Origin of the sequence: Streptomyces sp. NPDC052721 (assembly GCF_040678315.1) — a bacterium.
GTDB lineage: Bacteria > Actinomycetota > Actinomycetes > Streptomycetales > Streptomycetaceae > Streptomyces.
The window spans coordinates 241669-261877 of the sequence record NZ_JBFATL010000005.1 but is presented as its reverse complement, the minus strand read 5'-3'; the positions used below and the strand labels follow the sequence as shown (position 1 = coordinate 261877).

Sequence of the window (20209 nt, the reverse complement as noted above, 5' to 3'; positions counted from 1 at the left end):
TGCCGAGTGAGCGCTACGCCAGGTAACCTCCAGCTCATGTCCCGCCATGTCGCGATCGTCACCGATTCAACGGCCTACCTGCCGCCCCGGGCGATGGAGCGTCACGGCATCACCACGGTCCCGCTGACCGTCGTTCTCGGCGACCAGGCCCTGGAAGAGGGCACCGAGATCTCGACCCGCTCCCTGGCCCAGGCGCTGCAGAAGCGGCGCCCCGTCACCACCTCCCGCCCCAGCCCCCAGGTGTTCGCGCAGACCTACCGCAAGGTCGCAGAGTCCGGCGCGTGCGGCATCGTCTCCCTGCACCTGTCCGCCGAGCTGTCCGGCACCTACGACGCGGCGGTCCTCGCGGCGCGCGAGGCACCGGTGCCCGTGCGGGTGGTGGACACCGGAATGGTCGCGATGGCGCTCGGCTTCTGCGCGCTCGCCGCGGCCCAGGCCGCGGAAGCGGGCGGCACGGTGGACGAAGCCGTCACGGCCGCCGAGAAACGCGCCGACGGCACGTCCGCCTTCTTCTACGTCGACACCCTCGACTACCTGCGCCGCGGCGGCCGCATCGGCGCCGCGCAGGCACTGCTGGGCTCCGCGCTCGCCGTCAAACCCCTGCTCCAGCTGGACGGCGGCCGTATCGACCTGCTCGAAAAGGTCCGTACGGCGTCCAGGGCGATCGCGCGCCTGGAGGAGCTGGCCGCCGAGCGGGCGGGCAGCGCCGAGGTCGACATCGCCGTCCACCATCTCGCCGCGCCCGACCGCGCCGCCGCACTCGCCGACCGGCTGCGGGCGCGCGTCCCGGGCCTGGCCGACCTGCATGTCAGCGAGGTCGGAGCGGTGATCGGGGCGCACACCGGGCCCGGGCTGCTGGGCGCGGTCGTCTCGCCTCGCTGACCGCGGTGATCCCGGGTAGGGGCTGCTTCCGCTGATGCCGGCGGCGGCCGGCTTCACCCGTGTGAGTGGCGGAGTTTTCCACAACCGGGCGGTCCTCCACGGGAATTCACCAAGATCATCGCGATGGGTCGGAATGCACCATCCTCGTCGCATGGCACTTCCATCTCGCTCACGCACAGCAACCGCGACCAGCGGCCCCGGCCGTGGCCCCGCCTCCGACGGCCGCGTCCGGCAGCGCCGCTCCACCGGCCATCGCCACGCCCGCCGTCGCCCGTCCGCACCGGCGGAGGAACTGCGCCGCCGAGCGGAACTCCTCTTCGGTGAACGGGCCGTGCAGTGGCGGGAGTCGGGGAACGCGCCACCGGTCCCGGACGGATCCGGGAACACACCGACGGCAACGGTGACGGGCCCGGCACCCGGCCTGACGTCGCGTCCGGGTTCCAGGCGGACGGTGACAGCGGCCACGTCGGTGCCGGGCGGGATCCGGGAGGGGACAGCGGCTGTGGCCGAGCCTGAACCGGGCGGTGCGGTGCGGTCGCCGGGGCCCGAGCCGGAGCCGGCGTCGGAGGAGCCCGGGGCCCCGGACTGGCGGCAGCGGGCCGGGCTGGCGCTGCGCGAGCGGATGCCGGTGTGGCTCCAGACCCGGTACGGCGTGGAACGGAGGGGAGCAGTGGCGCTCGCCGTGGTCCTCGTGGCCGCCGCTGTCTTCGCCGTGCAGCACTTCTGGGCGGGCCGGCCCCAGCAGGTGAGCGCTCCTCAGGTGGTGCGTGCCCAGGCGCCCTTCGCCAAGAAGAGTGAGGGAGCGACCGCCGGACCGGCCGTGGGCACCTCGCCGACAGCCGGCGCGGAGATCGTCGTGGACGTCAGCGGCAAGGTCCGGAAACCGGGGATCCGACGGCTGCCGGCCGGTGCCCGGGTGGCCGACGCGCTGCGGGCGGCGGGCGGGGTCCGGCCGGGCGTGAGCACGGAAGGACTGAACCGCGCCCGCTTCCTGGTAGACGGCGAACAGGTCGTCGTCGGCACCCCCGCCGGGGCTGCCGCTCCGCCCGCCCCGGCAGGCGGGTCGCTCACCGGATCCACCGGCACGGGCCCGCCGGCGCCGGTCTCCCTGAACACGGCCACGGCGGAGCAGCTCGACACCCTGCCCGGAGTGGGCCCGGTACTGGCCCAGCACATCATCGACTACCGCACCCGGCACGGCGGTTTCCGCTCGGTGGACGAACTGCGCGAGGTCAACGGCATCGGTGACCGCCGATTCACCGATCTGCGCGACCTGGTACGGCCATGAGCCGCGTGCTCGACGAGACCGGCCCGCGCTGCGAGCCCGAGCGGGATGGCACCGCGCCCGCCGACCGGAGCGGTCCCATGGACCTGCGCCTGGTGCCGCCCGCACTCGCGGCCTGGGCCACGGCGGCCCTGACCGTGGACACACCGGCGGCCTGGACCGCAGCGACCGCCGTCGTCTGCCTGGTCGGCGGGGTGCTCCTGCTGTCGGTGCGGCGGCCGGGACGGGCAGGCGGGGGCGGACGGGCTGATACGAATCCGCCGGCCGATGACGCGGGTGGTGCCCGGCGGACGGCGTCGACAGGGACGGCGGTGACGGGGCAGGGCCGCTGGGCGGAGCGGGCCCGGTGGGTGCGCGCTCGGTTCGGATGGGCGCGTGCCGCCGTCGCGGCGGTGTTGCTCTGCGTCGCCGCGGCAGCCGCCTCCGCCGGGCTGCACGGTGCCGACGTGCGGCGCGGGCCGGTGCCCGAGCTGGCCCGGCGGTTCGCGACCGTGACCGCCGAGGTCGAGGTGAGCGGCGATCCCTGGCTGAGCAGGCCACACGTGCGCGGTGATCACGCGGCACCCGTGGCGGTGCTGGCCCGGGCGGAGGTGCGCAGCGTCGAGGAGGCCGACGGGAGACGTGTGCGGACGCGGACGCCCGTGCTGTTGATCGTCGACCCGGATGTCCCAGCACCGGAGGAGAGTGCCGCGGGGAGCCGGAATTCCGGGCCGCCACCGGACCGCGCCGAGCAGAGCATGTCGGCTGGGCGAGCCGCCTGGCTCGGGCTGCTGCCGTCCACGCGGCTCCGGGTGGCCGGGCGGCTGGCGCCCGAGCTGACGGGAGGTGACCGGATCGCGGCCGTGCTGCGGGTGCGCGGCCGGCCGGAGCCACGCATCATGGCGGGGCCCAGCGGGCCGCAACGCTTGGCGGGGCGGCTCCGAGCCGGCCTGCGGGACGCCACCGAAGACCTGCCGGGAGACGCGCGGGCGCTGCTTCCAGGGCTGGTCGTCGGGGACACCTCACGGATCACGCCCGAGCTGGACCACGCCTTCCAGGAGACGGACCTGGCGCACACGCTCGCCGTCTCCGGCAGCAACCTCACCGTCCTGCTCGCGTTGCTCATCGGACCGCCCGGCCTGGCTCAACGGGCCGAGCGTCGGGGTCTGGCGCCACGCCTGGGGCTCTCCCTGCGGGCGACGGCCCTGCTCGCGGGAGCGCTGACGCTGGGCTTCGTCGTCGTCTGCCGGCCCGACCCCAGCGTTCTGCGGGCCGCCGCCTGCGGCGCGGTCGCGCTGCTCGCCCTGGCCACCGGGCGCCGTAGATCACTGGTGCCGGCACTGGCCACGGCCGTCCTGCTGCTGGTGCTGTACGACCCGTGGCTGGCCCGCAGTTACGGCTTCCTGCTGTCCGTGCTGGCCACCGGTGCGCTGCTGGTGCTGGCGCCGGGCTGGAGCGAGGCGTTGCGGCGGCGCGGGGTACCCCCGCGGCTCGCCGAGGCACTGGCGGCGGCCGCCGCCGCGCAGGCCGTGTGCGCGCCCGTCGTGGCGGTGCTGTCGGCGCGGGTGAGCCTGGTGGCGGTGCCGTGCAACCTGCTGGCCGAGGTGGCGGTGGCACCGGCGACGGTCCTGGGGTTCGCGGCGCTCGCGGCGGCGCCGGTGGCGATGCCGGTGGCCAAGGCGTTGGCCTGGTGCGCGAGTTGGCCGGCGCGGTGGATCGCCGGCGTCGCCCGGACCGGGGCGGCGCTGCCGGGCGCGGGTGTGGACTGGCCCGGGAGCTGGCCGGGGGCACTGGCGCTGGCGGTGGTCACCGTGGCCGTCGTCCTGGCCGGCCGGAGACTGCTGCGGCACCCGGGGTGGTGCGGGCTGCTCGGAGTGCTGCTCGTGCTGCTGGTCACACGGCCGGCGCCGCTGACCCGGGTGATCACGGGCTGGCCACCACCGGGCTGGCGGTTCGCGATGTGTGATGTCGGGCAGGGCGACGCGACCGTGCTGGCGGCGGGGGAGGGAGCCGGCGTGGTGGTGGACGCCGGACCCGATCCGGCACTGGTCGACCACTGCCTGCGGCGGCTGGGCATCACTCGCGTCCCCCTCCTCGTCCTCACTCACTTCCACGCCGACCATGTGGCGGGGCTGCCCGGCGTGCTGCGGGGCCGCTCGGTGGCCGCGATCGAGACCACGGCGTTCGCGGAACCGGTGGAGCAGGCGGCATTCGTCCGAAGAGAGGCGGCCGAGCGGCACATCCCGGTCACGACGGCCGTCGCGGGAGAGGAACGGCGTACCGGACCGCTCACCTGGCGGGTGCTGTGGCCACCGCCACCGCCGCCATCGCCGCCGCCGTCGTCATCGCAGAGCCCACGTGTGCCCCCGGTATGGCAGGGCGCGGGTGCCGGGTGGGAGCCGGAGGGTCCGAACGACGCCAGCGTCGCACTGCTCGTACGCACGGGCGGGCTGCGGCTGCTGTTGCTCGGAGATCTCGAACCCCCGGCCCAGCAGGCGCTGGTGCGGTCGCCGGCGGCGGCCGATCTGGCCGGAGTGGACGTGCTGAAGGTGGCCCATCACGGCTCGGCCTATCAGGAGCCGGAGTTGTTGCGCCTCGCGGCACCCCGGGTGGCGCTGGTCTCCGCCGGCGCAGGCAACCCCTACGGTCACCCGGCCCCGGCGACCATGGCCGCGCTGCGGGCCGGCGGCGCGATGGTCCTGCGCACCGACCGGGACGGGGCGCTCGCGGTCACCGGGACCGGTGGGAGGAACGGGCGGATGGGGGTGGCGAGAGAGGAGTGACGACGACGGCAGACGCCGGCAGAGGACAGAGACGACTGGGGACGGCCGGCGAGCACGAGAAAAGGCCGGACCAGAGAGAGGAGGGAAGAAGGACCGGCCCCGTGAGGACGGGAGGAGGCCGGAGCAGACTGGGCTCATGACCTCGGTACAGATCGACGCCTATCTCCGCCGACTCGGCATCGCGCGCCCAGCCCGGCCCACCAGCGAGGCGCTGCGCGAGTTGCACCTGCGCCATCTGCGGACCATTCCCTTCGAGAACCTGTCGGTCCACCTCGGAGAGGAGATCGCCCTGGAGGAGAAGCGGCTGCTGGACAAGGTGACCGAGGCCCGGCGGGGCGGCTTCTGCTACGAACTGAACGGCGCGTTCGGGACGTTGCTCGCCGCTCTCGGTTACGAGGTGGAGCTGCTCGCGGGACGCGTGTACGGGGACGAGGGACGGCTCGGGATCCCGTACGACCATCTCGCGCTGCGGGTGCGGACGGCGGACGGGGGCATCTGGCTGGCCGACGTCGGGTTCGGGGCGCACAGCCACTGCCCCCTGGACTATGCGGAACGCGGGGAGCAGGACGACCCCGGTGGCCGGTTCCGGGTGGTGGACGCGGGGCCGGACCCGGCCGGGGTGCGTGGTGGTGCCGCGCCGGGCACCGGGGACCTGGACGTCGTGCGGGACGGCACGCCGCAGTACCGGCTGGAGACCCGCCCCCGGGTGCTCGGGGACTTCGCGGCCGGCGCCTGGTGGCACAGCACGTCGCCGCGGTCGCACTTCACCCGGTCGCTGGTCTGCTCGCGGCTCACGGAGGACGGAGGGAGGATCACGCTCAGCGGGCGCAGACTGAAGACGACCACCGTGGACGGCACGCATGAGACGCGGGAGCTGGAGACGGACGAGGAGGTGCTGACGGTGTACCGGGAGCGCTTCGGCATGGCGTTGAGCTGTGTACCGACTGTGCGCAACCCCGACCTGAACGGCTGATTCTTCTCAGTTCCGGCACATGTGCTGATTCCCGTGATGTGGGCCCGTACCCTACGGCTCGTTCATGGCCACGGCGCCGGCGGGGGAGTACCGGCTGTCGGCGAGAACTCCCTCGCCTCGCTGGGCGATGTGACCCTGCAGGTGGCCAGCCGCCGCCGGCGCCGGGTGACTGGGAGATCGAGCCCACGCACTCCTCGGTCGCTTCACCGCCCGGCACATCGGGCCGGCCCGGATCCACGGGCGGTTCAACTCGTTCGCCGGGGTGGTGCGGATCGCCGAGCGGGTGGAGCAGCTGGCGATGCACGTTGTGGGATGCTCGGTCCGACCACCGCGATGCCCGTGCCGAGGTGCTGAGGTGCGGAGTGTGCCGAGGTGCTGAGGTGTGGAGCGCGCTGCCGAGGCGTCGGCGTACGCCTCGCTCCCCCTGACTGACCTGCCTCTTCGCCTTACCCCCGGTGCCGGAGAATGGCCCCGTGAGTGATGTGAGACATGTGCTGGTGCTGCCCGATCGCGACGCCGCCGAGGAGGCGGCCGAGGCGCTCGGGGAGCGGTTCGGGACCGATGAGGAACCCCGGCTGGTCCGGGACGCGCTGGCCGGCGAGGACGACGCCGAGGACGCCCAGTGGCTGGTGGTCCTGCGGGACGAGGACGAGCGGCTCGACCCCGCCGAGCTGGACGCGTTCGCGGGGGAGTGGGACGGCTGGCGCGAGGAGCCGTGACCCCGAGCCCGGCGCGCCGCTCGCGTCGGGGCCGGTCCCCGATCCGCACTCAGGGTCCGCTCCGGGACCGGTCAGGGTGCCGGGAGCGCTTCGCTGTCAGTGCCGCGTGGGATGCTGTAAGCGATGGCCAGGAAGACTGCGAATGACGACCCTCTCGCCCCGGTGACCCTCGCCGTGGGCCAGGAGGACCTCCTGCTCGACCGTGCCGTGCAGGAGGTGGTGGCCGCCGCCAAGGCCGCCGACGCCGACACGGACGTACGTGACCTGACCCCGGACCAGGTGCAGCCCGGCACACTCGCCGAGCTGACCAGCCCGTCGCTCTTCGCCGAGCGCAAGGTCGTGGTCGTACGCGACGCGCAGGACCTGTCCGCCGACACGGTCAAGGACGTGAAGGCGTACCTCGGCGCGCCCGCCGAGGAGATCACGCTGGTGCTGCTGCACGCCGGCGGCGCCAAGGGCAAGGGGCTGCTGGACGCCGCGCGCAAGGCGGGGGCGCGGGAGGTGGCCTGCCCGAAGATGACCAAGCCGGCGGACCGGCTGGCCTTCGTGCGGGGGGAGTTCCGCTCGTCCGGCCGGTCGGCCACACCCGAGGCGTGCCAGACGCTCTGCGACGCCATCGGGAGCGATCTGCGGGAGTTGGCCTCGGCGGTCTCGCAGTTGGTCGCCGACGTGGAAGGGACGATCGACGAGGCGGTCGTCAGGCGGTACTACACCGGTCGTGCCGAGGCGTCCAGCTTCACGGTCGCCGACCGGGCCGTGGAGGGCCGGACGGCGGAGGCGCTGGAGGCGCTCAGATGGTCGCTGGCGACGGGCGTGGCGCCGGTGTTGATCACCAGCGCGCTGGCGCAGGGCGTGCGGGCGATCGGGAAGCTGTCCTCGGCCCGGGGCGGCCGGCCGGCCGATCTGGCGCGTGAGCTGGGCATGCCGCCGTGGAAGATCGACCGGGTACGGCAGCAGATGCGGGGCTGGACGCCGGACGGGGTCGCGGTGGCGCTCAGGGCGGTCGCCGAGGCGGACGCCGGCGTGAAGGGAGGCGGGGACGATCCCGAGTACGCGCTGGAGAAGGCGGTCGTGACGATCGCCCGTGCCGCCCGCTCCCGCGGGCGCGGGTAGACACCGCCGGGACTCGGCCCCGGAAGAGGGGTGTGGGGGAGGCAAACCCTCCTGGCCCGGCCCCGGAGGGGCAGCCAAGCCAAGCCCCTGGCCTTCGGCCGGGGGAAGGGCGACCAGCCCTCGGCTGCGCCACGAACACCCCCTGGCCACGCTCCGGAACAGGAAGCCGACCCCTGGGTCTCGTCCCCGAAAAGGAGGCCACGCCCTGAGCTTCGGTTCCGGAAGAGGCAACCAAAAACCCCCGGCCCCCACCCTGGGGAAGGGCGAGGGGACCGGGGGCCTCGGTTCAAGCTGGTGAGCCCGTTCCCGCGTGGCGAACGCAGGCCGCGAACAGGCTCGGGGGTGCCGGGCGGGAGCGGATGAGAGAGGGCCCGCTCTGGGTCCTTCCGGCGGTCAGATCAGAAAGGAGTTCAGCCCTTGAGGGACGCGACCTTGGAAGCAAGCGCCGACTTCTTGTTGGCGGCCTGGTTCTTGTGGATGACGCCCTTCGAGACGGCCTTGTCGAGCGCACGCGCGGCAGCGCGCTGCAGCTCGGTGGCCTTCTCGACGTCACCCGCGGCAGCGGCCTCACGGGCCTTGCGGATCGCGGTCTTCAGGGAGGACTTGACGGCCTTGTTGCGCAGCCGGGCCTTCTCGTTGGTCTTGATCCGCTTGATCTGGGACTTGATGTTCGCCACGAAGGAGCCTTTTCAGGTTCAGGCGCGGGGCCGCAGGGGTCCCGCACCGGTGATCCAAAATTACCTGTCGTGCCTCGCGCTGAGAGGGCATGAGGCACAGCCATCTACAGTACCAGTGGCCCTCCGGACGGCCCAAAACGGCCCCCGGTCCCCCCGCGTGGGACCATGGAGACTACGTAACGATCCGACCCGAGGCATAAGGCGCCTCAAGAGACAGGACCCTGCGTGCCCGCGACCCCTAACCATGTGCCCGAGCCGAGCCGTACCGACCCGGCTCTGATCCGCAATTTCTGCATCATCGCGCACATCGACCACGGCAAGTCCACGCTCGCCGACCGGATGCTCCAGCTGACCGGTGTGGTCGAGCAGCGGCAGATGCGTGCTCAGTACCTCGACCGGATGGACATCGAGCGCGAGCGCGGCATCACGATCAAGTCCCAGGCGGTGCGTCTGCCCTGGGCCCCGACCGAGGGCCCCGACCAGGGCACGACCCACATCCTCAACATGATCGACACCCCGGGGCACGTCGACTTCACCTACGAGGTCTCGCGGTCGCTCGCCGCCTGCGAGGGGACCATCCTCCTCGTCGACGCCGCCCAGGGCATCGAGGCGCAGACCCTCGCCAACCTCTACCTGGCGATGGAGAACGACCTCACGATCATCCCGGTGCTGAACAAGATCGACCTGCCGGCCGCCCAGCCGGAGAAGTTCGCCGAGGAGCTGGCGAACCTGGTCGGCTGTGACCCGGAGGACGTGCTCAAGGTCTCCGCGAAGACCGGGCTCGGCGTGGACGCGCTGCTGAACAAGGTCGTCAAGGAGATCCCGGCGCCGGTCGGGGTCGCCGACGCCCCCGCCCGCGCGATGATCTTCGACTCGGTGTACGACTCCTACCGGGGTGTCGTGACGTACGTCCGTGTCATCGACGGCCAGCTCAACAAGCGCGAGCGCATCAGGATGATGTCGACGGGCGCCACCCACGAGCTGCTGGAGATCGGCGTCAACTCGCCCGAGATGCTGTCGGCGGACGGCCTGGGCGTGGGTGAGGTGGGTTACCTCATCACCGGTGTGAAGGACGTCCGGCAGTCGAAGGTCGGTGACACCGTCACCAGCCAGCACAAGGGTGCGACGGAGGCGCTCGGCGGTTACAAGGACCCGAAGCCGATGGTCTTCTCGGGTCTGTATCCGCTGGACGGCTCCGACTACCCGGAGCTGCGCGAGGCCCTGGACAAGCTCCAGCTCAACGACGCCGCGCTGGTCTACGAGCCGGAGACCTCCGCCGCCCTCGGCTTCGGCTTCCGCGTCGGCTTCCTCGGCCTGCTGCACCTGGACGTGATCCGGGAGCGGCTGGAGCGCGAGTTCGGTCTCGACCTGATCGCCACCGCCCCCAACGTGGTCTACCGCGTGATCATGGAGGACGGCAGCGAGGCCACCGTCACCAACCCGAGCGAGTTCCCCGAGGGGAAGATCGACGAGGTCTTCGAGCCGGTCGTGCGGGCGACGATCCTCGCGCCCACCGAGTTCATCGGCGCGATCATGGAGTTGTGCCAGACCCGGCGCGGCACGCTGCTCGGCATGGACTACCTCTCCGAGGACCGGGTCGAGATCCGCTACACACTGCCGCTCGCGGAGATCGTCTTCGACTTCTTCGACCAGCTGAAGTCGAAGACGCGCGGGTACGCCTCGCTGGACTACGAGCCCACGGGCGAGCAGTCGAGCAGCCTCGTCAAGGTCGACATCCTGCTGCACGGCGACAAGGTGGACGCGTTCTCGGCGATCACCCACAAGGACCAGGCGTACGCGTACGGCGTGCGGCTCGTCGCCAAGCTCAAGGAGCTGATCCCGCGGCAGAACTTCGAGGTGCCGGTTCAGGCCGCCATCGGCTCCCGGGTGATCGCCCGCGAGACCATCCGCGCCATCCGCAAGGACGTCCTCGCCAAGTGCTACGGCGGTGACATCTCCCGTAAGCGGAAGCTGCTGGAGAAGCAGAAGGAAGGCAAGAAGCGGATGAAGATGGTGGGTTCCGTGGAGGTTCCGCAGGAAGCCTTCATCGCCGTGCTGTCCAGCGATGACGGTGCGGGGTCGGCCAAGGGCAAGAAGTGACCAGGGGTAACAACTGGTGACGCCCGTAAACCGGGCATGTGGGGGCCCGTCGTGCGAAAGCGCGGCGGGCCCCTACGCGTGCGTAACGTCGCTCTGAGTGGAAAGTGACAGGCCGAGGCCCCTTACGCAGCGGGCGGTCGCCCCTTACCCTGTCCCTGCTCGATAGTTACTCGCGAGTTAAACAACAGCCCGAAACCCCACCGTGAGTTAACCCAGCCGCACCGAGTCAGCCGCACCGTCGCGGGCCCCCGGAGGATGTCGTGAGCGACACACAGACCCTGATCGAGAACCGTCCGCCGTCCGTGGCGGCCCTCTTCCTGGAGCGCGTGGCGGCGACACCCGACGCCGAGGCCTACCGCTACCCCGTCCCGCCTGCCGCCGGGCAGGGTCCCGACGACTGGAAGTCGCTCAGCTGGGCGCAGGCTGCCGACCGGGTGTACGCGATCGCGGCCGGGCTCATCGAGCTGGGCGTCGAGCCCGAGCAGCGGGTGGCGCTCGCCTCCTCCACCCGCGTCGAGTGGATCCTCGCCGACCTCGGCATCATGTGCGCGGGCGGTGCCACCACCACCGTCTACCCGCAGACCAACGCCGACGAGTCCGCGTTCATCCTCTCCGACTCCCAGAGCCGGGTGCTGATCGCCGAGGACGCGGCCCAGCTCGCCAAGGCCGTCGAGAAGCGCGCCGAACTGCCGGACCTGACCAAGGTCGTCGTCATCGACCCGGCCGGTGTCGAGACGGACGACTGGGTGACCACCCTGGCCGAGCTGGAGCAGCGCGGCGCCGCCTACCTGGAGCAGCACCCCCAGCTGATCAAGGAGCGGGTCGGTGCGATCACCAAGGACCAGCTCGCCACCCTCATCTACACCTCCGGCACCACCGGCCGTCCCAAGGGTGTGCGGCTGCCGCACGACAACTGGGCCTACATGGCGAAGGCCATCGCCGCGACCGGCCTGATCAGCGGCGAGGACGTGCAGTACCTGTGGCTGCCGCTCGCGCACGTCTTCGGCAAGGTGCTGACCTCCGGGCAGATCGAGGTCGGGCACGTCACCGCCGTGGACGGCCGGGTCGACAAGATCATCGAGAACCTTCCGGTGGTGCAGCCGACGTACATGGCGGCCGTGCCGCGCATCTTCGAGAAGGTCTACAACGGCGTCGCGGCCAAGGCCCGCGAGGGCGGCGCGGCCAAGTACAAGATCTTCCAGTGGGCCGCCGAGGTCGCCCGCGAGTACGCCAAGGCCAGCCAGGACAACTTCCGGAGGACCGGCACGCACGCCGTGCCGTTCGGGCTCGCCGCCAAGCACAAGGTCGCCGACACCCTCGTCTACGGCAAGCTCCGCGAGGCCTTCGGCGGCCGGCTGCGCGCCTGCGTCTCCGGCGCCTCCGCGCTCTCCCCGGAGATCGGCTACTTCTTCGCCGGCGCCGGCATCCACATCCTGGAGGGCTACGGCCTCACCGAGACCTCCGCGGCCTCCTTCGTCAACCCCGGCGAGGCCTACCGCACCGGCACGGTCGGCAAGCCGCTGCCCGGCACCGAGGTCCGCATCGCCGACGACGGCGAGATCCTGCTGCGCGGCCCCGGCGTCATGGAGGGCTACCACAAGCTGCCCGAGAAGACCGCCGAGGTGCTGGAGTCCGACGGCTGGTTCCACACCGGGGACATCGGCGAGCTGTCGCCCGACGGCTACCTGCGCATCACCGACCGCAAGAAGGACCTCATCAAGACGTCCGGCGGCAAGTACGTCGCCCCGGCCGAGGTCGAGGGGCAGTTCAAGGCGGTGTGCCCGTACGTCTCCAACATCCTCGTGCACGGCGCCGACCGGAACTACTGCACCGCCCTCATCGCCCTGGACGAGATCGCGATCCAGGAGTGGGCGAAGGAGAACGGGCTGGAAGGGAAGTCGTACGCCGAGATCGTCGCCGCGCCGCAGACGGTCGAGATGGTCGACGGGTACGTGCGGCAGCTCAACGCCGGGCTCCAGCGCTGGCAGACCATCAAGAAGTTCCGGCTGCTGCCGCGGGACCTCGATGTGGAGCACGGGGAGATCACGCCGAGTCTGAAGCTGAAGCGGCCGGTGGTGGAGCGGGAGTACAAGCACCTCATCGAGGAGATGTACGCCGGAACGCGGGAGGCGTAGCGCGGCCTCGGAGGGGTGGCGGGGGCCGCCGGCGGCTGCGGGTCGTCCGTGGCTCGTCGCGCAGTTCCCCGCGCCCCTCAGGGAGATTGTGCTCAGCGGCGCTCGAAAGTGTCCGCATTCCGGCCACTTCAGTAACTCGACGCTTATAGGTGGCCTCTGTCTGTCACTCTGACCGCATGGATATGGCGGCCATACCCACGCAACGGGACAGCGGCACGCAGCCCGGTGAGACGCGGGGGCGGGCCACGCTGCCCGGGAGTCCACTCGCTCCGGGCTCGGCCCGCGCGCTCGTGCGGGCCGCGCTGGACGGGATGCCCGGAGTCTGCGCGCGGCTCGCCGACGACGCCATGGCCGTCGTCAGCGAGCTGGTCACCAACGCCGTCGTGCACGCCGGCACCGACGTGCAGGTCGAGTGGCGGCTGGAGGACACCGGCGCGCTCGTGGTCGAGGTGCGTGACCAGCATCCGTCCCGTGCCCCGCGGGACGCCACGAGCGGGGAGGGGCCGTACGACACCCCCGAGTACGGGCGCGGCCTGCGCCTCGTCGCCACGCTCGCCGAGTCCTGGGGCGTCACCTACCGCACCGGCGCCAAGACCATCTGGGCGCGGCTGCCCCCGGGCGGCAGCGAGGCCCCGGACGGACCCGGCCCCGACCCGGCCCTGGAGGTCGCCGAGGACCTCGCCCCGCAGCCGCACCGCGCCGAGGGCGACCGGGACTGGCTCGGCCGGGGCGCCCTGTCCTTCCTCGCCGAGGCCTCCGACCTGCTCGCCGGACAGCTGGACGAGAACCTGGTCGCCGCGCTCACCGGCCAGCTGATCGTGCCCCGGCTCGCCGACTGGTGCGCGGTCTGGCTGGAGGACGAGGCGACCGTCCGCAACGGCGCCGGCGGCGGACCGGCCCGGGTCTGGCACGCCAGCGAGGCCCGCATCGAGGAGCTGCGGTGCGCCCTGGAGAAGGAGCCGCCGTGCCCGCCGACCGGGCTGCGCTCCGGCCCCGAGCCCTACCCCTGGCCCGGCCATGCGCTCGGCCCACAGGGCACCCACGGGACGGCGCTGTCGTACCGGCTCGTCGCGGGCGGCCGGCCGCTCGGCACGCTGGTCATCGGCCGGTGCGGGCTGATGGGCTTCCCGGACGAGATCACCGGGCTGGTGGAGGACCTCAGCCGCAGGGTGGCGCTGGCCATCGGCGCGGCCCGCCAGTACGCCCGCCAGGCCACCATCAGCGCCGTCCTCCAGCGCGGCCTGCTGCCCGGCGCCGTCGCCGAGATCCCCGGCGTGCGCAGCGCGCTCGTCTACGAGCCCTGCGACAAGGGCGGCCCCAGCGGCGACTTCTACGACCTGTTCCCGGCGGGCGACGGCCGCTGGTGCTTCGCCGTCGGCGACGTCCAGGGCAAGGGCCCGGAGGCCGCCGTGGTGATCGGCCTCGCCCGCCCCTGGCTGCGCCTCCTGGCCCGTGAGGGCTACCGGGTCGCCGACGTCCTGGACCGCCTCAACCAGCTCCTCCTGGACGACGCCACCGAGGCCGCCGACGCCGCCGCCCGCGCCCTGGTCGCCGTCGGCGGGCGGCCCCTGGCCACGGGGGAGGGCCCGCAGACCCGCTTCCTCTCCCTCCTCTTCGGCGAGCTGACGCCGTACGAGGGCGGGGTCCGCTGCACCCTCGCCTCCGCCGGCCACCCCCTGCCGCTCGTCCTGAGCCCCGACGGCACCGTGCGCACCGCCGCCCGCCCGCAGACCCTCCTCGGCGTGGTCGAGGACGAGACGTACACCAGCGAGACCCTCGACCTGCGCCCCGGCGACAGCCTGCTCTGCGTCACCGACGGCGTGACCGAGCGGCGCTCCGGCACCCGGCAGTTCGACGACGGCGACGGCCTCGCCCGCGCCCTGTCCGGCTGCGCCGGGCTCGGCGCCGAACGGATCGCGGAAAGGATCCGCCGCCTCGTCCACGACTTCGGCGGCGGCCTGCCCGAGGACGACCTGGCCCTGCTGGTGCTCCAGGCGGAGTGACGCCCGCGGTGCTGGACAATGGAAGGCATGCCTTCCGCACTCCCCGACGGCGAGCCCGTCCCCACCGACGGTGCGCTGCCCGCGCACGCGCTCGCCGGGGCCGCCGGCCGCCCGCTCGGTTTCTACCTGCACGTCCCGTACTGCGCGACCCGCTGCGGCTACTGCGACTTCAACACCTACACCGCGACCGAGCTGCGCGGCACGGGAGGGGTGCTGGCCTCCCGCGACAACTACGCGGACACCCTGACCGATGAGGTCCGCCTGGCCCGGAAGGTGCTGGGCGACGACCCGCGCGAGGTCCGTACGGTGTTCGTCGGCGGCGGTACGCCGACGCTGCTGGCCGCCGACGATCTCGTACGGATGCTGGGGGCGATCCGGGACGAGTTCGGGCTGGCGCCGGACGCGGAGATCACGACGGAGGCGAACCCGGAGTCCGTCGGTCCCGCGTACCTCGCCACCCTCCGCGAGGGCGGCTTCAACCGGATCTCCTTCGGCATGCAGAGCGCGAAGCGGCATGTGCTGAAGGTCCTGGACCGGACCCACACCCCGGGCCGCCCGGAGGCCTGCGTGGCGGAGGCCAAGGCGGCGGGCTTCGAGCACGTGAACCTGGACCTGATCTACGGCACGCCGGGGGAGAGCGACGACGACTGGCGGGCGTCCGTGGAGGCCGCCCTGGGCGCCGGACCCGACCACATCAGCGCCTACGCGCTCATCGTGGAGGAGGGCACCCAGCTCGCCCGCCGGATCCGCCGGGGCGAGATCCCGATGACCGACGACGACGTCCACGCCGACCGGTACCTGATCGCCGAGGAGATGCTCGGCCAGGCGGGCTTCGACTGGTACGAGGTCTCCAACTGGGCCACCTCCGAGGCGGGCCGCTGCCTGCACAACGAGCTGTACTGGCGGGGCGCGGACTGGTGGGGCGCCGGGCCGGGGGCGCACTCGCACGTGGGCGGGGTGCGCTGGTGGAACGTCAAGCACCCGGGTGCCTATGCGGCAGCGCTGGCGTCGGGGAAGTCGCCGGGCGCGGGCCGCGAGCTGCTGTCCGACGAGGACCGGCGAGTGGAGCGCATCCTGCTGGAGCTGCGGCTGCGGGAGGGTGTTCCGCTGTCCCTGCTGAAGGAGGAGGGGCTCGCGGCGTCCCGGCGCGCGCTGGCCGACGGACTCCTCCAGGAGGGTCCGTACGAGGAGGGGCGAGCGGTGCTCACGCTGCGGGGACGGCTGCTGGCGGACGCGGTGGTGCGGGACCTGGTGGACTGATCAGGCCGGCGAGTGGATCCCCCCCGGAACGCCGGTTCGCTCCCCAGCCTGGTTCGTAGGCTGCCGCCGACAGGACGCGGCGGATGTGGAGGCCACGGCGATGACCGCTGTGGACGAGCGTGGAACGGCCAAGTGCCTCGACAGGTTCGAGCCTCCCGAGGGCGTCAAGGCTGAGCTTTTCCGAGGAGTCATCGTGGAGGCTCTCGGACTCGAACGCGACACCAGCGAGTTCGGAACGTTCCCCGACGTCAGGCCCCACCGCTGCCCGTGACGAAGTCGATCAGCTCCTCCACCCTGCCCAGCAGCTCCGGCTCCAGGTCCTTGTAGGACCCCACCCGCTTCAGGACCGCCTGCCACACCGCCCCGGTGTTCTCCGACGGCCAGCCCAGCGCCCGGCACACGCCCGTCTTCCAGTCCTGCCCCTTCGGCACCGCCGGCCACGCCTCGATGCCCAGCGACGACGGCTTCACCGCCTGCCAGATGTCGATGAACGGGTGGCCGACGACCAGCGCGTGTTCGCTCGTCACCGACTCGGCGATCCGCCACTCCTTCGTCCCCGGCACCAGATGGTCCACCAGGACGCCCAGGCGCGCGTCCGGACCCGGGGCGAAGGACTCCACGATCGACGGGAGGTCGTCCACGCCCTCCAGGTACTCCACGACCACGCCCTCGATCCGCAGGTCGTCGCCCCAGACCTTCTCGACCAGCTCGGCGTCGTGCCGGCCCTCCACGTAGATGCGGCCGGCGCGGGCCACGCGCGCGCGTGCCTGGGGGACGGCGACCGAGCCGGACGCCGTACGGGTGGGACGTACCGGCGCCGAGGTGGGGCGGACGAGCGTCACCACCCGGCCCTCCAGCAGGAAGCCGCGCGGCTCCAGCGGGAACACCCGGTGCTTGCCGAAGCGGTCCTCCAGGGTCACCGTGCCCGCCTCGCAGCGGATCACCGCGCCGCAGAACCCGGTGCCGGGCTCCTCCACCACCAGGCCGGGCTCGGCCGGGACCTCCGGTACGGGCTTCGGCTTCTTCCACGGCGGGGTCAGGTCGGCGGAGTACACACGAGGGCGCGGGCCCGAAGGGCCCTCGTCGGAAGGGCGGTGGCGGGAGACGGGTGGGCGCATTCGGATGACGATAGGAGAGGCCGCCTGCCGAGGCGTACGACACGCCGGAACCCGGCGGGAAGAGCCGCTCAGATCACGCCGAACCGCGTTGCCAGGGCGTCGCGTTGGCGGCGGACGAACCCCGCGTCCACCACCGCTCCGTGACCGGGCACGTACAGCGCGTCCTCGCCGCCGAGCGCCAGCAGGCGGTCCAGCGCGTCCGGCCAGCGGGACGGGACCGCGTCCGGGCCCGCCTGGGGTTCGCCGGACTCCTCCACCAGGTCGCCGCAGAACACCACCTCCGGATCGCCCGGGACCAGCACGGCCAGGTCGTGCGCCGTGTGGCCGGGGCCCACGTTGGCCAGCAGCGCCTGGCGGCCGTCGCCGAGGTCCAGCGTCCACTCGCCGGAGACCGCGTGGCGGGGCGGGGTCAGCGCGTCCACCGCCTCGTCGGCGTCGGCCACCGGCAGCCCGTTGCGGATCGCGTCCAGCCGCAGGTCGGCGCGCTCGAACGCGAACACCGCGTCCAGGCCCACCGCCCCGTACACCTCCGCCCCGGCGAACACGGCCGCGCCGAACACGTGGTCGAAGTGGGGGTGGGTGAGCGCGAGATGGGTCACACGGCCGCCCGCCAGTTCCTCGGCCTGGCCGCGCAGCCGGACCCCCTCCGCGAGGCTCGAACCGGCGTCCACGAGCAGTGCCGTACCCTCACCGAGGACCAGCCCCGCCGTGCAGTCCCAGCCAGGCAGCCGGCACCGGCCCACCCCCGCGGCCAGCCGCTCCCACCCCAGCTCTTCCCAAGTCACGGTCATACCCGCGACGCTAGCGGTTCGAGCCGGTACGGCGGCCCGACCTTGCCCAGGGTGTACCCGGCAGCCGTACACTGGGCCGGGGAACGCTGGCACTCGCACGGCAAGAGTGCCAAAGGGGCGAACCCGGACGGACGAGGGGACGACGTGCTGGAGGTGCGCGCGAATGCTGAGTGAACGCAGGCTTCAGGTACTGCGCGCCATCGTCCAGGACTACGTGGGCACCGAGGAGCCGGTCGGTTCCAAGGCGCTCACCGAGCGGCACAACCTCGGCGTCTCCCCGGCGACGGTCCGCAACGACATGGCGGCCCTGGAGGAGGAGGGGTACATCGCCCAGCCGCACACCAGTGCGGGGCGCATCCCCACCGACAAGGGCTACCGGCTGTTCGTGGACAAGCTCGCGGGCGTGAAGCCGATGACCGCGCCGGAGCGGCGGGCGATCCAGAACTTCCTGGAGGGCGCCGTCGACCTCGACGACGTCGTGGCGCGGACCGTGCGGCTGCTCGCGCAGCTCACCCGGCAGGTCGCCGTCGTGCAGTATCCGTCCCTGACCCGGTCCACGGTCCGGCACGTGGAGCTGCTGTCGCTGGCTCCCGCGCGCGTGATGCTCGTGCTGATCACGGACACCGGCCGGGTCGAGCAGCGGATGGTCGACTGCCCGGCGCCGTTCGGCGAGGCCTCGCTGGCGGATCTGCGGGCACGGCTCAACAGCCGGGTCGCCGGCCGCCGGTTCACGGACGTGCCGAAGCTGGTCGAGGACCTCCCGGAGGGCTTCGAGCCGGAGGACCGCGGTACGGTCTCCACGGTGCTCTCCACTCTTCTGGAGACACTCGTGGAAGAGAACGAGGAGCGGTTGATGATCGGCGGCACCGCCAATCTCACCCGCTTCGGACATGACTTCCCCCTCACGATCCGGCCCGTCCTGGAGGCACTGGAGGAGCAGGTCGTGCTCCTCAAGCTCCTCGGCGAGGCGAAGGATCCGGGCGTGACCGTGCGTATCGGGCACGAGAACGCCCATGAGGGACTCAACTCCACCTCTGTCGTGTCGGTCGGCTACGGTTCGGGCGGCGAGGCGGTTGCCAAGCTCGGCGTGGTCGGACCGACCCGCATGGACTACCCGGGAACGATGGGAGCGGTACGCGCAGTGGCACGGTACGTCGGACAGATCCTGGCGGAGTCGTAAGTGGCCACGGACTACTACGCCGTTCTCGGCGTGCGCCGCGACGCGTCGCAGGATGAGATCAAGAAGGCGTTCCGCCGGCTCGCGCGCGAGCTGCACCCGGACGTCAACCCGGATCCGAAGACCCAGGAGCGGTTCAAGGAGATCAACGCCGCTTACGAGGTGCTGTCGGACCCGCAGAAGAAGCAGGTCTACGACCTCGGCGGCGACCCGCTCTCCCAGTCGGGCGGCGCGGGCGCGGGCGGCTTCGGCGCCGGCGGCTTCGGCAACTTCTCCGACATCATGGACGCGTTCTTCGGTACGGCGTCGCAGCGCGGGCCCCGCTCGCGCACCCGGCGCGGCCAGGACGCGATGATCCGGATCGAGGTCGAGCTGGACGAGGCGGCCTTCGGGACGACCAAGGACATCCAGGTCGACACGGCTGTCGTCTGCAACACCTGCAACGGCGAGGGCGCGGCGCCCGGCACGTCCGCCCAGACGTGTGACATGTGCCGTGGCCGGGGTGAGGTCTCGCAGGTCACCCGGTCCTTCCTGGGCCAGGTCATGACCTCGCGTCCGTGCCCCCAGTGCCAGGGCTTCGGCACGGTCGTCCCGACCCCGTGCCCCGAGTGCGCCGGTGACGGCCGGGTGCGCTCGCGGCGGACGCTGACCGTGAAGATCCCGGCCGGTGTCGACAACGGCACGCGGATCCAGCTCGCCGGTGAGGGCGAGGTCGGCCCCGGCGGCGGCCCGGCCGGTGACCTGTACGTAGAGATCCACGAACTGCCGCACCCGACGTTCCAGCGGCGCGGCGACGACCTGCACTGCACGGTCACGATCCCGATGACGGCGGCGGCCCTCGGCACGAAGGTGCCGCTGGAGACGCTGGACGGCCTGGAGGAGGTCGACATCCGGCCCGGCACCCAGTCCGGCCAGTCGATCCCGCTGCACGGCCGGGGCGTCACGCATCTGCGCGGCGGCGGCCGGGGTGACCTGGTCGTGCACGTCGAGGTGACCACGCCGACCAAGCTGGACCCGGAGCAGGAGCGGCTGCTGCGCGAGCTGGCCAAGCTGCGGGGCGAGGAGCGGCCCCAGGGCCAGTTCCAGCCCGGGCAGCAGGGGCTGTTCTCGCGGCTGAAGGACGCGTTCAACGGGCGCTGAGCCGTGACGTACGGGGTGCTGCGGCACCCCGTATGCCAGGGGCTTATGCCGGGGGAAGCCCGGATTCGGACTTG

The 20209-nt window shown here is 72.5% G+C and carries 16 protein-coding genes and 1 pseudogene; 14 read left to right on the top strand and 3 right to left on the bottom strand.

Going from position 1 to position 20209, the window contains the following annotated elements:
• The first annotated feature begins 36 nt into the window (after positions 1-36).
• From AB0L21_RS07965 to holA, 7 genes and pseudogenes are all read left to right on the top strand, one after another.
• Complete coding sequence (locus tag AB0L21_RS07965; RefSeq protein WP_365699495.1) at positions 37-882, top strand: DegV family protein; 846 nt, start codon at positions 37-39, stop codon at positions 880-882.
• Positions 883-1015: 133 nt separating this feature from the next.
• Positions 1016-2170 carry a ComEA family DNA-binding protein gene (locus AB0L21_RS07960; RefSeq protein WP_365699494.1) on the top strand — a complete coding sequence of 385 codons (1155 nt, stop codon included), beginning with the start codon at positions 1016-1018 and terminating at the stop codon, positions 2168-2170.
• Positions 2171-2247: 77 nt separating this feature from the next.
• On the top strand, positions 2248-4929 hold the full coding sequence (locus AB0L21_RS07955) for a ComEC/Rec2 family competence protein (RefSeq protein WP_365782849.1): 2682 nt from the start codon (positions 2248-2250) through the stop codon (positions 4927-4929).
• Positions 4930-5065: 136 nt separating this feature from the next.
• Positions 5066-5902 (top strand): arylamine N-acetyltransferase, encoded by an 837-nt coding sequence (locus AB0L21_RS07950; RefSeq protein WP_365782807.1) that lies wholly within the window; start codon positions 5066-5068, stop codon positions 5900-5902.
• 49 nt (positions 5903-5951) lie between these two features.
• A pseudogene (locus tag AB0L21_RS07945) lies at positions 5952-6212 on the top strand (YceI family protein); the annotation flags it as partial.
• Between the two features lie 163 nt (positions 6213-6375).
• On the top strand, positions 6376-6621 hold the full coding sequence (locus AB0L21_RS07940) for a hypothetical protein (RefSeq protein WP_365699492.1): 246 nt from the start codon (positions 6376-6378) through the stop codon (positions 6619-6621).
• Positions 6622-6744: 123 nt separating this feature from the next.
• Complete coding sequence (gene holA / locus AB0L21_RS07935; protein WP_365699491.1) at positions 6745-7734, top strand: DNA polymerase III subunit delta; 990 nt, start codon at positions 6745-6747, stop codon at positions 7732-7734.
• 410 nt (positions 7735-8144) lie between these two features.
• Here holA and rpsT read toward each other — a convergent pair whose 3' ends face one another.
• Positions 8145-8411, bottom strand: coding sequence for a 30S ribosomal protein S20 (rpsT, locus tag AB0L21_RS07930; protein ID WP_004001350.1), 267 nt, complete (start codon positions 8409-8411; stop codon positions 8145-8147).
• Positions 8412-8636: 225 nt separating this feature from the next.
• Between rpsT and lepA the strand changes: the two genes are divergently transcribed.
• From lepA to AB0L21_RS07905, 5 genes are all read left to right on the top strand, one after another.
• The gene (gene lepA / locus AB0L21_RS07925) at positions 8637-10511 is read left to right on the top strand and encodes a translation elongation factor 4 (protein WP_365699490.1); all 1875 of its coding nucleotides are present in this window, start codon (positions 8637-8639) and stop codon (positions 10509-10511) included.
• Positions 10512-10771: 260 nt separating this feature from the next.
• Positions 10772-12646: an AMP-dependent synthetase/ligase gene (locus AB0L21_RS07920; RefSeq protein WP_365782805.1), complete on the top strand. Its 1875-nt coding sequence runs from the start codon at positions 10772-10774 to the stop codon at positions 12644-12646.
• Positions 12647-12828: 182 nt separating this feature from the next.
• Positions 12829-14649: a SpoIIE family protein phosphatase gene (locus AB0L21_RS07915; protein ID WP_365782847.1), complete on the top strand. Its 1821-nt coding sequence runs from the start codon at positions 12829-12831 to the stop codon at positions 14647-14649.
• A gap of 27 nt (positions 14650-14676) precedes the next feature.
• Positions 14677-15909: a radical SAM family heme chaperone HemW gene (hemW, locus tag AB0L21_RS07910; protein WP_365782803.1), complete on the top strand. Its 1233-nt coding sequence runs from the start codon at positions 14677-14679 to the stop codon at positions 15907-15909.
• A gap of 100 nt (positions 15910-16009) precedes the next feature.
• Entirely contained in the window at positions 16010-16180 is a 171-nt protein-coding gene (locus tag AB0L21_RS07905; protein ID WP_365699486.1) for a hypothetical protein, read from the top strand.
• Here AB0L21_RS07905 and AB0L21_RS07900 read toward each other — a convergent pair.
• Positions 16158-16964 carry a DUF3097 domain-containing protein gene (locus AB0L21_RS07900; protein WP_365782845.1) on the bottom strand — a complete coding sequence of 269 codons (807 nt, stop codon included), beginning with the start codon at positions 16962-16964 and terminating at the stop codon, positions 16158-16160. The two genes, AB0L21_RS07905 and AB0L21_RS07900, sit on opposite strands and share 23 nt — an antisense overlap.
• A 131-nt stretch (positions 16965-17095) precedes the next feature.
• On the bottom strand, positions 17096-17818 hold the full coding sequence (locus tag AB0L21_RS07895) for an MBL fold metallo-hydrolase (protein WP_365699485.1): 723 nt from the start codon (positions 17816-17818) through the stop codon (positions 17096-17098).
• A gap of 163 nt (positions 17819-17981) precedes the next feature.
• Between AB0L21_RS07895 and hrcA the strand changes: the two genes are divergently transcribed.
• Positions 17982-18998 carry a heat-inducible transcriptional repressor HrcA gene (gene hrcA / locus AB0L21_RS07890; RefSeq protein ID WP_365699484.1) on the top strand — a complete coding sequence of 339 codons (1017 nt, stop codon included), beginning with the start codon at positions 17982-17984 and terminating at the stop codon, positions 18996-18998.
• Positions 18999-20135, top strand: a complete 1137-nt coding sequence (gene dnaJ / locus AB0L21_RS07885) for a molecular chaperone DnaJ (protein WP_103810769.1) — start codon at positions 18999-19001, stop codon at positions 20133-20135. It begins immediately after the preceding gene.
• The last annotated feature ends 74 nt before the right edge of the window (positions 20136-20209 follow it).